This window comes from Bacillus sp. EB V-12 (genome assembly GCF_056158125.1).
Map to the genome: position 1 here is coordinate 1 of NZ_JBUXJL010000028.1, position 15,539 is coordinate 15,539.

The window sequence follows — 15,539 nt, forward strand, 5'->3', positions numbered from 1 at the left end:
ACTTGGCCGCTCATTTGCGACTTCCTTATGTTAACATTTTCATCTTTCAATGTCAACTAAGTTTTTCATTTCGTTTGTCGCTTGCGACGTTATTGTCATCGGCGACTTGTTCTATATTACACCTCTAAGCTCTAATCGTCAATATGTTTTTATAAAAAATATAAAAAGGCTTATTTCTTTTAAAATAAGCCTTTTTATCACATATCATTCTATTCATTTATTATTTCTCTATAATTGGTAACGAGACGATAAATTGAATAATACCATCCCTATATTCCGCTCGAATACTACCACCTTGTAACTCAACAATACTTTTCGCAATCGCTAAACCGAGTCCCGACCCTTCCGTTACTCTACTTCGAGATTGATCTTTCTTATAGAAACGTTCAAACAAATTCGCTAACTCTTCTCTCGTAAACGCTTCACTATGATTCGCAATTACAATTTGTATATCCCTACGCTGCCTTTGAAGAGAAACTTTTATCTCTCCATCATCTTTACTATACTTAATTGCATTCATTAGTAAATTATCAAATACACGAACCATCTTTTCCGAATCAATCGATGCATAAGCACGTTCCTCAGGAAACTTCTTAACAAACGTAAGTCCATGCTCTTCCGCTTGCGGTACTAACTCTTCTATTAATTGCTCAAGCAACTCATTTACACATACTTCTTGTTTTTCTAATACAACTTGTTCATTTGTTAACTTCGTATACTCAAATAAATCTTCTATTAAATTTTTTAACTGCTCCGACTTTGCAAAAGCAATTCTCGTATACTCATCGTGTTGTTCTTTATTTTCATATTTAGAATCTCGAAGTAATCGTAAGTAACCCATAATAGAAGTAAGTGGTGTACGCAAATCATGTGATACATTTGTGATAAGCTCATTCTTTTGCTTTTCTAATTTACGTTCCTTTTCTATATTATTCATAAGCTCTTCTGCCATATTATTAATATTCTCAGTTAAAGCTGCAATCTCATCTTCACCTTTTTTCTCAATGCGGTAGGCTAAGTTACCTCTTTCTATTTCCTTTACGCCTTGTGCCATCGCTTCAATCTGCTTCATCTTTCTCTTTGTTATATAGAAGAAAGAGAAAATGAATACAAGTACACCAATTAAAAACGGGAATGGTCCTTCTTGCGTGTCATATATTACCTCTCCCTCTGGAATTCCGCTAACAAACATGTACAAATTCTTTCCTTCAATAGTAATAGGTGAAAAAGATATAAACTCTTTTCTTGTACTTTCAAATACATTTCTACCATCTGTATAATTAATCGCGAATGATGCTGCATTACGAATCGTATTATGCAAATCGATTTGCTCTTCTTGCGCTTGCTTTGTTTTATATAAAACTTTACCACTTTCATCAGTAACCAATATCTTCAAAGCTCTAGACCCTTGCTCTAAATTTTGGTTCTCCATTTCGATCATATTTGATATAGCTTCTAATTTATTTTCATGAACCGAACTATTTGCTGCTCCTTGAGCTTGGTGATTAATTTGTTCCATACCAGCCCGATAATCGATAGTTGCTTGACGATTCGCATTCTCAAAAAACGGCGCTGCTGCCTTCGCTGACAAAACTCCTAATAACGCACAAGCAGCAAAAGTAGTAATCAATTGAATCCTTATACTCTTTCGTACGCTCTTTACTAATTTCTCAAATAATTCTCTTATTTTCCTTATATAAGTAAACGGATTAAATATCTTTTTCAATCTTATACCCCACTCCCCATACTGTTTTTATATATCTAGGTTTCCTTGGATTCTCCTCAATCTTTTCACGTACTTTTCGAATATGCACCATTACAGTATTATCAGACTGGAAAGATCGTTCGTTCCACACCTTTTCATAAATTTGCTCCGCACTAAACACCATACCTGGATTTCTAGCTAGCAATTCTAAAATTGAAAATTCCCTCGGAGTTAGTTTCACTTCTTCTCCCTCTACAATAACTTTATGGGTCGAGATGTTGATTTTCATCTCCCCAATTTCTAACTCATCCTCATTTTGAATAGCGAAACCATTCATTTTCATATAACGGCGTAACTGAGATTTAATTCGTGCGATTAACTCTAACGGATTAAACGGCTTCGTTACGTAATCATCTGCTCCTGTTGTTAACCCTAAAATCTTATCCATATCTTGCGTTTTGGCAGAAAGCATAATAATAGGCATTTCTTTCGCTTCCCTTACTTTCATACACATATGAATACCATCCACTTTCGGCATCATAATATCTAATACGACTAGATGTACTTCATTTTCTTCCAGTAGACGTAATCCTTCTTCTCCGTCTCCTGCTTGCAATACTTTATATCCTTCATTCTTTAAATAGATTGTAATTAAATTCCGAATTTCTTTTTCATCATCTACGACAAGTATTGTTTCGTGTGCCACAATATCTCCCCCATCACTTTTTTAATCCCTAACTTCTATTATAGGAAAACTTCTGAAGAAAAACGCTCGGAAATCCTTAAGATTTTCTGAAGACGCAAAAAAGGTCTAGACTCCCCTTAAGTCTAGACCTTTAAAAAACCCCTTTTATTTACGAACGTAGATGAAATATAGTACGAATAAAACTCCCATAACATACATAATCGGATGAACCTCTTTACGACGACCACTTACTACCATTGTAATTGGATAGAAGATAAATCCAATCGCAATCCCAGTTGCGATACTATACGTAAGTGGCATAGATATAATTGTAAAGAATGCTGGTACTGCAATCTCGAATTTCTTCCAATCAATTTCCCCTAAGGAAGAAACCATCAAGATTCCTACAATAATTAAAGCCGGCGCCGTTACAGCTGGCGTTACAACACTTAGTAATGGCGAGAAGAATAGTGCCAGTAAGAAGAATCCTGCTGTTACAACTGCTGTAAATCCAGAACGTCCTCCCGCTGCTACCCCTGCAGACGATTCAATGTAAGACGTTGTTGTTGATGTACCCAAGATTGCACCAATTACAGTCGCAATCGCATCTGCAAATAATGCTTTTCCTGCACGTGGTAATTTATTGTTCTTCATTAATCCGGCTTGATTCGCAACCGCTACAAGCGTACCTGCTGTATCAAAGAAATCGATAAAGAAGAACGTTATAATAACAATCCCCATTTGAACTGTAAAAATATCTCCGAAGTGCGTTAACGCCACGCCGAACGTTGGTTCTAGACTCGGTATTGCTCCCACTACAGCTTTCGGAGTATCAATTAATCCTGTTGCCACTCCTAAGATCGCTGTAAGAATCATACCGTAAAATACTGCACCATTAACTTTCTTAATCATGAAGATGATTGTCGTAACAACCCCGAAGATTGCTAGTAACGTTGTGCCCTTTGTTAAGTCCCCCAACCCAACAAGAACCGCATCATTTTTCACGATAATTCCTGCATTTTGGAATCCAAGGAATGCAATGAACAATCCGATACCTGCTGCTACTGCAAACTTTAACTCTGATGGAATTGCATTGATGATTTTTTCACGAATACCTGAAGCAGTAAGAATAATAAAGATAATACCTGACATTAATGTTCCGGCAATTGCTGTTTGCCATGGAATACCCATCGTTAACACTGCTGTATAAGCAAAGAACGCGTTAATTCCCATACCTGGCGCTAAAGCAATTGGATACTTCGCGAAAATACCCATAATTAACGAACCGATCGCTGCCGCTAATGCCGTAGCAACGAATACTGCACCTGGATCCATCCCTGTACCTGCTGGTAACCCTTTAACATTTCCAAGCGACAGCGTAGCAGGATTGACAAATAGTACGTAAGCCATAGATAGAAATGTCGTTAACCCTGCTATGAACTCAGTCTTATAATTCGTACCGAGCTCATCAAACTGAAAATAGCGTTTCATCCTACGTTTCCCCCGTTATATGATTACTCGCCGTATTTCTCCTAGCCATCTTTTATCCCGAGAAATAAAAAAGGCTTCCATTGCATATATACATGGAAGCGTTCTATAAACAAAGACAAGTTTCCCCTCATCTTTATACAAACGCCTCGTAGTCAAGCCATTTACGGTAGCTAGGTAGAAACTTTCGGGCCATATCCCCGATATTATACGACGGCATAATATTCACTTTTCGTTTGAATTACATAATCATATTAACTCGACGAAGTAGTTTTGTCAATTTAAAAACGAACATTTTTATAAAATTTTATATTTTCGTTCGTATTAATACCAAAATAAAAAAGATCCATCTATGCATAAGCAATAGATGGACCTTTTTATAAATACTATTCCCACTCAATAGTTGCTGGTGGCTTACTCGTTACATCATACACGATACGGTTAACGTGTTTTACTTCGTTTACGATACGTACAGAGATTTTCTCTAATACGTCCCAAGGGATACGTGCCCAGTCAGCTGTCATACCGTCGATAGATGTTACCGCACGGATACCTACTGTGTAATCGTAAGTACGCTCGTCACCCATAACACCTACGCTACGCATACCAGGAAGCGCAGTGAAGTATTGCCAGATTTCACGGTCTAAGCCCGCTTTAATAATTTCTTCACGTAAAATCGCATCAGATTCACGAACGATTTCTAATTTCTCTTCTGTGATTTCACCTAATACACGAATACCAAGACCCGGTCCTGGGAATGGTTGACGCCATACGATTTCATCAGGAATTCCTAATTCAGATCCTAATACACGTACTTCGTCTTTAAATAACGTGTTTAAAGGCTCAATTAATTTGAACTGCATGTCTTCTGGAAGACCACCAACGTTATGGTGAGATTTAATTGTTTGTGCAGTTGCTGTACCACTCTCAACGATATCTGTGTAAAGTGTACCTTGCGCTAAGAAGTCCATACCTTGTAATTTTGACGCTTCATCATCAAATACGTAAATGAATTCGTTACCGATGATTTTACGTTTTTGTTCTGGATCTTCTACACCTTTTAACTTGTCCATGAAGCGGTCTCTTGCATCCACTTTAATAACGTTCATATGGAAGCCTTCGCTAAATGTTTTCATAACGCCTTCTGCTTCACCTTTACGAAGTAAACCGTGGTCAACGAAAATACATGTTAATTGATCACCAATTGCTTTATGAATTAATACTGCTACAACAGAAGAGTCTACACCGCCACTAAGTGCGCATAGTACTTTTTTGTCTCCAACAGTTTCACGAATCTTTTCTAATTCTACTTCAATAAAGTTCTCCATGTTCCATCCTTCAGAACAACCACATACGCCGAATACGAAGTTTTTAATTAAATCGTTACCGTGCTCAGAGTGACGTACTTCTGGGTGGAATTGTACACCGTATAAGTTTTTCGCTTCATTGCTCATACCAGCAATTGGGCAAGACTCACTTGTTGCATCTACTACGAATCCTTCAGGTAAACCAGTTACTAAGTCGCCATGGCTCATCCATACAACTTGCTCTTCTGGAAGGTTCGCATATAATTTTGATTCGTTCTCTACTTTAAGAACAGCTTTTCCGTACTCACGGTGATTTGCACGCTCTACTTTACCACCGAAGTGTTGCGTCATAAGCTGCATACCGTAACAAATACCGAAGATTGGTAAACCTAGTTCAAAGATTTTTTCATCACAATGTAATGCACCTTCACCGTATACACTATTTGGTCCACCAGAGAAAATAATCCCTTTTGGATTCATTGCTTTAATTTCTTCTGCAGTAATTGTATGTGGATGAAGTTCACTGTATACACCGAACTCACGAATTCGACGTGCTATTAACTGATTGTATTGACTTCCAAAATCTAAAACGATAATTGTATCGTGTTGTTTCTTCAAAATAATCACCCCAACGTTAGTTCTCGTATATAAATATTTTCACCAATTTGGCGAAAAGCATTACCAATATAATAAAAAAAGCCAGTCCTCCGCCTCTAGTCTCATAACAAAGAAAAGGCAGGGGTCTGGCTTTATAAAGAAAGATAGTCTCCGCTCTTTATAAATATAAGACACACTGCCTTCATAGTCAGGTTGTTTACGGTAACCCGGTAGAGACTCTCAAACCATATCATTGAGGATATATGAAGGATCGTTTTATATTATCTTCCTAGATTCTAACAATGAAGTATCAATATGGTCAAGAGAGAAAGCGACAAAATTCTACAGAAATTCATTTCCTTTTCTAAAAAACATAAAAAAACATCCATTTCTATATAGAAATGGATGTTTTTTAGGGCAAACGGAATTACATCATTCCGCCCATACCGCCCATGCCCATGCCGCCCATGTCAGGCATTGCTGGTGCATTTGGTTCTGGCTTGTCAGCAACTACAGCTTCAGTTGTTAAGAACATAGCTGCAACAGATGCTGCGTTTTGAAGTGCAGAACGAGTTACTTTAGCTGGATCTACGATACCAGACTCAAGCATGTTAACCCATTCGCCAGTAGCTGCGTTGAAACCAACGCCTACTTTTTCGCCTTTTAGACGCTCTACAACTACAGATCCTTCTAGACCAGCGTTGATTGCGATTTGACGAACTGGCTCTTCTAGTGCACGAAGTACGATGTTGATACCTGTTGCTTCGTCGCCTTCAGCTACGATAGAAGCTACTTTTGTGTATACGTTCATAAGTGAAGTACCACCACCTGCAACGATACCTTCTTCTACTGCTGCACGAGTTGAGTTAAGTGCATCTTCAATGCGAAGTTTGCGCTCTTTTAACTCAGTTTCAGTTGCTGCACCTACTTTAATTACTGCTACGCCACCTGCTAGTTTAGCAAGACGCTCTTGTAATTTTTCACGATCGAATTCAGAAGTTGTTTCTTCTAATTGCGCACGGATTTGACCGATGCGAGCTTCGATTTGTTCTGTGCTTCCTACACCTTCAACTACAGTTGTGTTTTCTTTTGTAACAACAACTTTACCAGCGCGTCCTAAAGATTCAACTGTAGCAGATTTTAAGTCACGACCTAATTCTTCAGTGATTACTTCGCCACCTGTTAAGATTGCGATATCTTCTAGCATTGCTTTACGACGGTCACCAAATCCAGGAGCTTTAACAGCTACTACGTTGAATGTACCACGAAGTTTGTTCACTACTAATGTAGCTAAAGCTTCGCCTTCAACATCTTCAGCAATGATAAGAAGTGGTTTACCTTGTTGTACCACTTGCTCTAATACTGGTAAGATTTCTTGAATGTTAGAAATCTTTTTGTCAGTGATTAAGATGTATGGGTTATCAAGAACTGCTTCCATTTTGTCAGAATCAGTAATCATGTAAGGAGATGCATATCCACGATCAAATTGCATACCTTCTACTACGTCTAATTCTGTTGTGAATCCTTTAGACTCTTCTAAAGTAATAACGCCGTCGTTACCAACGCGCTCCATTGCTTCAGCGATTAATTGACCTACTTCTTCGTCAGCTGCAGAAATAGCAGCTACTTGTGCGATAGAAGATTTGCCTTCGATTGGTTTAGAAATCGTTTTTAATTCTTCAATTGCAGCAGTAACAGCTTTTTCGATACCTTTACGAAGACCCATTGGGTTAGCACCAGCTGTTACGTTTTTAAGACCTTCACGAATCATAGCTTGCGCTAATACAGTTGCAGTTGTTGTTCCGTCACCAGCTACGTCATTTGTTTTGCTAGCAACTTCTGCTACTAATTTCGCACCCATGTTTTCGAATGCATCTTCTAATTCGATTTCTTTTGCGATTGTTACACCATCATTTGTAATAAGTGGTGAACCAAATTTTTTCTCAAGTACAACGTTACGACCTTTTGGTCCAAGCGTAACTTTTACTGCGTTTGCAAGAGTGTCGACACCGCGAAGCATCGAACGACGTGCTTCTTCACTAAATTTAATATCTTTTGCCATAATAATTGACCCCCTTGGATTTTTTAAGATTTATATAATTAACCGATAACTGCTAAAATGTCACTTTCACGTAAAATCAAGTAGTCTGTACCTTCATATTTCACTTCAGTACCTGCATATTTTGAGAAGATGATAAGATCACCTGCTGCTACCTCTAAAGCAACACGCTCACCATTCTCAAGCACTCGACCAGTACCTACTGCAACAACTTTACCCTCTTGTGGTTTTTCTTTTGCAGTATCTGGTAATACGATACCACTTGCTGTTTTTTCTTCTGCTTGAACAAGCTCAATTACAACGCGATCACCTAATGGCTTTAGCATGAACAATAACCTCCTCATTTTGTTATGTAAATTTCTTTTATTAGCACTCAAGTCATCCGAGTGCTAACACACTTATAATAATAAATAATCTCAATTTCTTTTGCAAGTAAAAAAATCATAATTTTTTCGCAAATCACTATATAAACTTTCTATATAGAATACTGCCTTTACTATATGAATCGTTGTTTCCACTGCTCGTATGTTACAATATGAAAGGACACCCTAAGTTGTTTTCGCTACACACACAACTTTCTCCTGTCTTCTATTATAATTTCAAATAAGGATTTACGAAAAAAACATAATTCAAGTGAGGTTTATATCGTAGGTAGCATATTTACATGTTATCCTAACTTATCTCATACACTATAGTTAGAAAGGATGGTTAAACCATTTGAAGAAACAATACTGGTGGATTATCGTTACATACATTTTAATGCAGTTATCTGGCGTTGTTGGATTACCACTTCTCCTAAAAACAGGACTCTATGATAATAGAGGATTTACCATTGAGGAAAAAGGACAAATCATAACGGGACACTGGGCAATCATTAGCTTCTTTATTGCATTATGTATCGTACTTTGGTTACTTAGAACGGATATTCGTGACAGGCATTTAGATGCAATGCGCTCTTCTGTTCCAGCTACTATTGGATGGATTTTTATCGGGTTCTTCTTAGCTTTCTTTTCACAAATAGTTGCCGGTATGATCGAGATGCAACTGCTAGGAATTAAACAAGGTTCAGAAAATACAATGAAACTGATGGAAATTGCAAGAACGACACCTTGGTTCCTTATTGTTGTTTCTATAATTGGACCTATCTTAGAAGAAATCGTATTTAGAAAAATTCTATTCGGTACACTTTATAAGAAGTTTAACTTCTTTATTGCAGCTATCATTAGTTCGCTTGTATTCGCAGCAATTCATTTTGATTTTACTCACTTATTGGTATACACTGCTATGGGGCTCGTATTCGCCTTCTTATATGTGAAGACGAAACGTATTATCGTTCCGATTGCAGCTCATGTTGCAATGAATACATTAGTCGCTATTGGGCAAATTTTTATGAGCAATGAACAAATTCAAGAAATGATTAAAGAAGCTGAAAAAATGCAAGGCTTTATCGGAGGATTTTTTGTATGAGAAACTCACCATTGTTCATGGCTGCACTATACTTCCTTCTTGGATGTATCTTTACACGCTTCGCCATTACGAACGTGACAGATACAATCTGGAATATGTGGACAATACTATTTGCAGTTATGGCAACAATTGATTTTAATTTGGCACTTCGCCTTATATTAGTTAAATTCACAAACAAGAAACAATAATAAAACGCAGAGGTCGCTCCCTCTGCGTTTTATTGTGGATAGTTTTTCAAAAAGTAAACTAATGTTTGTAACTCTACAGCTAAGTCAATATGATGAATTCTAATATTCTCTGATACGTTTAATCGCGCTGGTGTGAAATTCAAAATACCGTGCACGCTTGTTTCAGCTAATCTATCTGCTACAGCTTGTGCTACTGTAGCCGGTACTGTTAATATTGCCACTTGTATATCATTTGATAATCTCTCTTCTAATTCATCTAAATGATATACAGGAATGCCCCCGATTTCTGTTCCAACTTTCTCTTCACTAACATCAAATGCCATTTCAATTTTTGTATTATTGTTTTTCGTGAAATTATAATGTAAGAAAGCGGTCCCTAAATTACCTACTCCAATAAGTGCTACACGTGTTATATCATCTTGATCAAGTGTTTCGCGGAAAAATGATAATAAATAATTTACGTTATATCCATATCCCTTTTTCCCTAACGCTCCAAAATACGAAAAATCTCTTCGTATTGTTGCGGAATCTACTTTTACTGCCTCACTCAATTCGGCCGATGAAACACGCTGCTTACCAGAAAGAGATAAGTTTTGGATAAATCGATAGTATAGAGGCAATCTTTTAGCAGTGGCTTGTGGAATCTTTTGCTGATCCATATGACCTCTCCTCTCTTCCTATCTTTATTCATATACTTTAATCAAATACAGAAGTTTAGCACTCATTAAATTCCTTGTATAATAAAGAGAAGAAGTATTCTCTCTTTATTTTAAACTATACACTATTTTTAGTATGATTGAGAAATATAAACATGGCAAAGTTAAGAAATTATTTGAGGTGAAAACATTGATTTTATTACAAGTAAACGCGCTTTCGAAATTATACGGTGCAGAAACAATTCTTGCAAACATAAAATTGGAAGTACAAACAAAAGATCGTATCGCATTAGTTGGAAGGAATGGAGCAGGTAAATCTACATTATTAAAAATTATCGCTGGTGAATTATCTCATGATGGTGGCGAAATTATAAAACCGAAAGATGTCTCAATCGGATATTTAGCTCAAAATACTGGACTAGAAACGTCTTTAACAATTTGGGATGAAATGCTAACCGTCTTTACCCATTTACAGCAAATGGAGACAAAACTCCGAAGGCTTGAGCAAGAAATGGGAAAAGAAGAAAACTTTTCAAACGAAGCTACATATGAAAGATTGTTAGCTGATTATGACCAATTACAACTCAATTATAAAGATCAAGGTGGATATCAATATGAAGCGGATATTCGCTCCATTTTAAGCGGCCTTGGCTTCCCAGTTGAAACGCACCAGACGACGATCTCTACTTTAAGCGGCGGGCAAAAAACAAGATTAGCTCTCGGGAAATTATTATTAACAAAACCAGACTTACTTATTTTGGACGAGCCTACAAACCATTTAGACATCGAAACATTAACATGGCTTGAGCAATATTTGCAAGGTTATCCTGGCGCAATATTAATCGTCTCACATGACCGTTATTTCTTAGACAAACTCGTTACACAAGTATATGAAATTTCGAATAAAGAAAGCAGACGATTTGTTGGTAACTACAGTAAATATTTAGACTTAAAATCAGCATTATATGAGCAAGAAATGAAACGTTACGAAAAACAACAAGATGAAATCGCAAAACTTGAGGACTTCGTTCAAAAGAATATAGCTCGCGCTTCTACAACGAAACGTGCTCAAAGTCGCCGTAAACAACTAGACAGAATGGAATTATTAACGAGACCATTAGGGGATTCTAAGTCAGCATCATTCCACTTCGATATTGAAAAACAAAGTGGAAATGATGTTTTACAAGTAAATGATGCAACCATCGGCTATAATGAAAACCCTATAATTGAACATGTAACTATGCGCTTAACTCGCGGAGATAGTGTTGCTTTAGTTGGTCCAAACGGAATTGGGAAATCCACATTGTTAAAATCCATTGTGAATAAGTTACCACTATTAAATGGTGATGTTTCTTTCGGATCAAATGTATCTGTTGGTTATTATGATCAAGAACAAGCAAACTTAACATCTTCTAAACGGGTTTTAAATGAACTATGGGATGAATATCCACTGCAACCGGAAAAAGAAATCCGTACTATACTTGGGAATTTTTTATTCACAGGAGATGATGTACTGAAACCAGTATCTTCCCTTAGTGGTGGACAAAAAGCTCGATTAGCTCTTGCAAAACTTATGATGCAAAAGTCAAATTTGTTAATTCTAGATGAGCCTACGAACCACCTTGATTTAAATAGTAAAGAGATTTTGGAGAATGCTTTAATTGATTACCCAGGGACTCTTCTATTCGTCTCACATGACCGCTACTTTATTAACCGTGTAACAACGACTGTGGTTGAGTTATCAACAGAAGGTGCACAGGAATATTTAGGGGATTACGATTACTACGTTGAAAAGAAAAATGAAATGATTGAACGTGCAGAACTTGAACAGCAAGAAAGTGACGTTCCTGTTCAAAAGGTGGTTGCACAAGAGAAATTAAATTATTTAGAAGAAAAAGAGCGTAAACAACTAGAGCGTCAACGCACTAGAAAAATTGAAGAGCTAGAACAAAGTATAGTGGAATTAGAAGAAGAAATTGCTACGTTAGAAGATCAACTTTGCTTACCAGAAATATATGCAGATTATGAAAAAGCTAGTGAAATTACAACTAAAAAGCAAACGCTACAAGAACAACTTGAAACTTGTATGGCAGAATGGGAAGAGCTGCATGTATAAGCATATTTAAATAAGGAAGATGTCTCATAAGTCAGGATTTTTGACTATGTGACATCTTTTTTTAGTGCTTAAACAATTTTTTGAATATATCTATCGTAACTTAGAATATACTAACGATTTTTTAAATATATCTATTGTAACCCTATATATATTAACAATTCGACACGAAATATCGATTTAACGACAAAGATTGACAATATTAGCATCTTCTATAATGGGGGGATGTTTCAAAATGTTTTTCGGGGATATCTTCTTGCTTTTTATTTCCCGAAAAAGAACAACTTCAAAGGTCTGACATCAACCTATTTATCCACAAGTTTATACACATATCCACCTTTATAAAATAAACATTAAAATAACTTTTCCACATTATCCACAGCCAACAAAAAAGTTATCAACATTTTATATACACAATAAAACCCACATTATCAACAGATAATATGGGTTTTATCCACAACCTGTGGTTAATTATGTGTATAACTATGCTTCAATATCTAATCCTGGATTTGCATTTAAGGCTAATGTTGCACGCTTACCTTGTTCATAAGCAATTGTCCCTGCCGCTGCAATCATCGCTGCATTATCTGTGCATAAAGATAGCGGCGGAATAATTAATTCAATGTTTTCTTTTTGTGCAAATTCCTCTTCTAATCGCGCACGAAGTCCTTTATTAGCAGCTACTCCACCAGCAAGAAGTAATTGCTTTACATTATAAGCTTCTGCTGCACGAGCTGCTTTCGTTACAAGTACATCTATTACACTTTCTTGGAAACTTGCCGCTAAATCTTCTGGTGCAATTTCTATACCGCGCTGTTTTGCGTTATGCACAGTGTTGATAACTGCTGATTTCAATCCACTAAAGCTAAAATCATACGAATCCGGTTCTAGCCATGCACGAGGCAAATCAATTGTCGGTTCTCCTTCATGTGCAAGGCGATCAATATGAGGACCACCTGGATATGGCATAGATAACGTACGAGCTACTTTATCATATGCTTCTCCAGCTGCATCGTCTCGTGTTTCACCAATTACTTCGAATGAACCATGTTCTTTCATATAAACAAGTTCTGTATGCCCACCAGATACAACAAGTGATAATAACGGGAATTGAACTTCTTTTACTAAACGGTTCGCATAAATATGACCAGCAATATGATGAACACCGACTAACGGAATATCATGTGCAAACGCTACTGCCTTCGCTGCATTTACTCCAATTAGAAGTGCTCCTACTAAACCAGGACCTTCTGTTACAGCAATTGCATCAATATCATCAAATGTAATGTTTGCTTCCTTTAAAGCTTCTTCTAACACAACTGTAATTTCTTCTACATGATGACGTGATGCAATCTCTGGTACAACGCCGCCAAAACGTTTATGACTTTCAATTTGTGATGCAACGACATTCGCAATAATTTCCGTTCCATTTTTAACAACTGCTACTGCTGTTTCATCACAACTTGTTTCAATACCAAGTATAATCGTATTTTTTTCCATTATATATTCACCCACATTACGAGACCATCTTCCTGATTGTCTGCATAGTATCGTTTACGAATCCCACCATTTTGAAATCCGTATTTTCTGTATAACTGCTTTGCTACTTCATTTGATACACGTACTTCAAGTGTCATTGTTTTTACCCCTAGTTCTTTCGCTTCAGAAATAACTGCTTTCAATAGGGCATCTCCTAACTTTTGACCTCGGTATTCTGGCAAAATAGCTATATTTGTTATATGTGATTCATCAATAATTATCCACAATCCACAATACCCGACTACACGACCATCTTTTTCTAACACAATATAATGTGCATGTTCATTCATCGTTAATTCACGGTGAAAGGCATCTGCAGTCCAAGGAGTTGAAAAAGACGCTTCTTCAATAGCTACAATTTGAGCAATATCATCAAGCTCCATCTTTCTAAATATCATATCCATCTTCTGCAAGCTCCTACTTGTTTTGACTTTCTAACCACTTTGTTTCAGCTTCAGCTAAACGAAGATAGCTTGGAACAAACGTATGCACATCTTGTTCTTCTTTTTGTAATCCTAAGAATGCTAGCTCACTTGGTCTTGGGTTATTTTTAGTAAATGGAGCGAATACAGCTTGATCACCTAAATGTTCTATAATTGTTTCTTTATGCAATTTAACATCGTTACCGATAAATAAAACAGGCTGTCCTTTATCTTTTAACATTTGCAACCAGTCTACAATAAGAATAATTCGGTCTTCTTCTATTGAAGTTAACTGCTCTCCTTCATATGTATATAACCCAGTATAAATTTGCCCACGTCTTCCATCAAATAAAGGACAAATTAACCCGTTAAAGTTAGCACCGTTTGCAGCTACTACCTCTAAACTTGATACACCTACAATTGGTATTTGAAGTGACCAAGCTAATGTTTTCGCCGCTGTCACGCCTATACGAACACCTGTATAGGATCCAGGTCCAGCAGCTACAACGATTTTAGTTAATTCCTTCGGTTTTACGCCACACTCTTTTAACAGTTTCTCTACAGCTGGCATAAGACGTACAGAATGGTTTTTTGTTAAATTTGTAATGATTTCCCCAATTACGTTTTCTTCCTCAATAAGGGATACACCCATTACGTAATTTGAAGTATCAATTGCTAGTACTTTCATCTTGTAATAGCTCCTCACATAATCTAATATAGCGATCTCCAATTGGCTCGAGTATAATTTTTCTTGTGTCATCTCCAGCATGGAATAAACTAATTTGTAACTTTTCATTCGGTAAATATGCTTCTATTAAATGAGCCCATTCTACTACCGTAATTCCTTCACCGTAGAAATATTCATCAAAGCCTAAGTCCTCTTCACTTTCTGCTAAGCGATACACGTCCATATGATATAGCGGTAATCTTCCTTTATATTCTTTGATGATATTAAAGGTAGGACTATTTACAACTCTTTTCACTCCAAGACCTTTTGCTAGTCCCTTTGTAAAAGTCGTCTTACCAGCTCCAAGATCTCCTTCTAAAATAATTACGTCTTGTGCCTCTACGAGCTCACCTAATTTTTCTGATAACCTTTGTGTTTCCTCAGAAGATTTTGTTGTTACTTCATATTTACTCACAGACTTCACCTACTTTACTCACAATGTTCTCTGCTCTTTATTATACAGGTTTTGAATATATAAAAAAGTCCTTAGGAGTTGTCCTAAGGATAGTTTGACTGTCTTTATTAGTTTTTTGTTAAAACAAATAAAAAAATACGAAACAACTTGTTTCGTTCTTTTCTTTATATG

General features: G+C 36.7%; 14 protein-coding genes and 2 riboswitches. Of the genes, 3 read left to right on the forward strand and 11 right to left on the reverse strand.

What is annotated here, in order from left to right:
• Positions 1-220: 220 nt before the first annotated feature.
• From ampS to groES, 6 genes are all read right to left on the reverse strand, one after another.
• Positions 221-1,726, reverse strand: coding sequence for an aminopeptidase AmpS (gene ampS / locus ACZDYH_RS29825; protein ID WP_016124215.1), 1,506 nt, complete (start codon positions 1,724-1,726; stop codon positions 221-223).
• Complete coding sequence (locus tag ACZDYH_RS29830) at positions 1,710-2,411, reverse strand: response regulator transcription factor (protein ID WP_000929885.1); 702 nt, start codon at positions 2,409-2,411, stop codon at positions 1,710-1,712. The genes ampS and ACZDYH_RS29830 overlap by 17 nt, the downstream gene beginning before the upstream one ends.
• Positions 2,412-2,555: 144 nt before the next feature.
• The gene (locus ACZDYH_RS29835) at positions 2,556-3,881 is read right to left on the reverse strand and encodes an NCS2 family permease (RefSeq protein ID WP_000833096.1); all 1,326 of its coding nucleotides are present in this window, start codon (positions 3,879-3,881) and stop codon (positions 2,556-2,558) included.
• Between the two features lie 129 nt (positions 3,882-4,010).
• A riboswitch (purine riboswitch) is annotated at positions 4,011-4,112 on the reverse strand.
• 152 nt (positions 4,113-4,264) lie between these two features.
• Complete coding sequence (guaA, locus tag ACZDYH_RS29840) at positions 4,265-5,803, reverse strand: glutamine-hydrolyzing GMP synthase (RefSeq protein ID WP_000743909.1); 1,539 nt, start codon at positions 5,801-5,803, stop codon at positions 4,265-4,267.
• A 164-nt stretch (positions 5,804-5,967) separates the two neighbouring features.
• Positions 5,968-6,069, reverse strand: a riboswitch (purine riboswitch).
• Positions 6,070-6,209: 140 nt separating this feature from the next.
• A complete protein-coding gene (groL, locus tag ACZDYH_RS29845) occupies positions 6,210-7,844 on the reverse strand; it encodes a chaperonin GroEL (protein ID WP_001029993.1) in 1,635 nt (544 codons plus the stop codon).
• 38 nt (positions 7,845-7,882) lie between these two features.
• Positions 7,883-8,167 carry a co-chaperone GroES gene (gene groES, locus ACZDYH_RS29850; RefSeq protein WP_000917311.1) on the reverse strand — a complete coding sequence of 95 codons (285 nt, stop codon included), beginning with the start codon at positions 8,165-8,167 and terminating at the stop codon, positions 7,883-7,885.
• 391 nt (positions 8,168-8,558) lie between these two features.
• Here groES and ACZDYH_RS29855 point away from each other — a divergent pair, with 391 nt between their 5' ends.
• Both ACZDYH_RS29855 and ACZDYH_RS29860 read left to right on the forward strand, forming a co-directional pair.
• Positions 8,559-9,308, forward strand: coding sequence for a CPBP family intramembrane glutamic endopeptidase (locus tag ACZDYH_RS29855; RefSeq protein ID WP_006920743.1), 750 nt, complete (start codon positions 8,559-8,561; stop codon positions 9,306-9,308).
• Positions 9,305-9,496, forward strand: a complete 192-nt coding sequence (locus ACZDYH_RS29860) for a YdiK family protein (RefSeq protein WP_016124213.1) — start codon at positions 9,305-9,307, stop codon at positions 9,494-9,496. Before ACZDYH_RS29855 ends, ACZDYH_RS29860 begins: the two co-directional genes overlap by 4 nt.
• A 29-nt stretch (positions 9,497-9,525) precedes the next feature.
• On the opposite strand, the gene ACZDYH_RS29865 is transcribed toward ACZDYH_RS29860, so the two are convergent.
• The gene (locus tag ACZDYH_RS29865; RefSeq protein WP_000372699.1) at positions 9,526-10,155 is read right to left on the reverse strand and encodes a redox-sensing transcriptional repressor Rex; all 630 of its coding nucleotides are present in this window, start codon (positions 10,153-10,155) and stop codon (positions 9,526-9,528) included.
• A gap of 187 nt (positions 10,156-10,342) precedes the next feature.
• On the opposite strand from ACZDYH_RS29865, the gene ACZDYH_RS29870 reads away from it, so the two are divergent.
• Positions 10,343-12,268, forward strand: a complete 1,926-nt coding sequence (locus tag ACZDYH_RS29870; RefSeq protein ID WP_217899664.1) for an ABC-F family ATP-binding cassette domain-containing protein — start codon at positions 10,343-10,345, stop codon at positions 12,266-12,268.
• Between the two features lie 480 nt (positions 12,269-12,748).
• Here ACZDYH_RS29870 and tsaD read toward each other — a convergent pair whose 3' ends face one another.
• From tsaD to tsaE, 4 genes are read right to left on the reverse strand one after another with little or no spacing between them, the layout of a single operon-like run.
• On the reverse strand, positions 12,749-13,765 hold the full coding sequence (gene tsaD / locus ACZDYH_RS29875; protein WP_000414585.1) for a tRNA (adenosine(37)-N6)-threonylcarbamoyltransferase complex transferase subunit TsaD: 1,017 nt from the start codon (positions 13,763-13,765) through the stop codon (positions 12,749-12,751).
• A complete protein-coding gene (gene rimI, locus ACZDYH_RS29880; RefSeq protein ID WP_000367190.1) occupies positions 13,765-14,208 on the reverse strand; it encodes a ribosomal protein S18-alanine N-acetyltransferase in 444 nt (147 codons plus the stop codon). The genes tsaD and rimI overlap by 1 nt, the downstream gene beginning before the upstream one ends.
• A gap of 13 nt (positions 14,209-14,221) precedes the next feature.
• A complete protein-coding gene (gene tsaB / locus ACZDYH_RS29885; protein WP_000865740.1) occupies positions 14,222-14,914 on the reverse strand; it encodes a tRNA (adenosine(37)-N6)-threonylcarbamoyltransferase complex dimerization subunit type 1 TsaB in 693 nt (230 codons plus the stop codon).
• A complete protein-coding gene (tsaE, locus tag ACZDYH_RS29890) occupies positions 14,895-15,368 on the reverse strand; it encodes a tRNA (adenosine(37)-N6)-threonylcarbamoyltransferase complex ATPase subunit type 1 TsaE (protein WP_000049642.1) in 474 nt (157 codons plus the stop codon). The genes tsaB and tsaE overlap by 20 nt, the downstream gene beginning before the upstream one ends.
• Between the last annotated feature and the right edge of the window lie 171 nt (positions 15,369-15,539).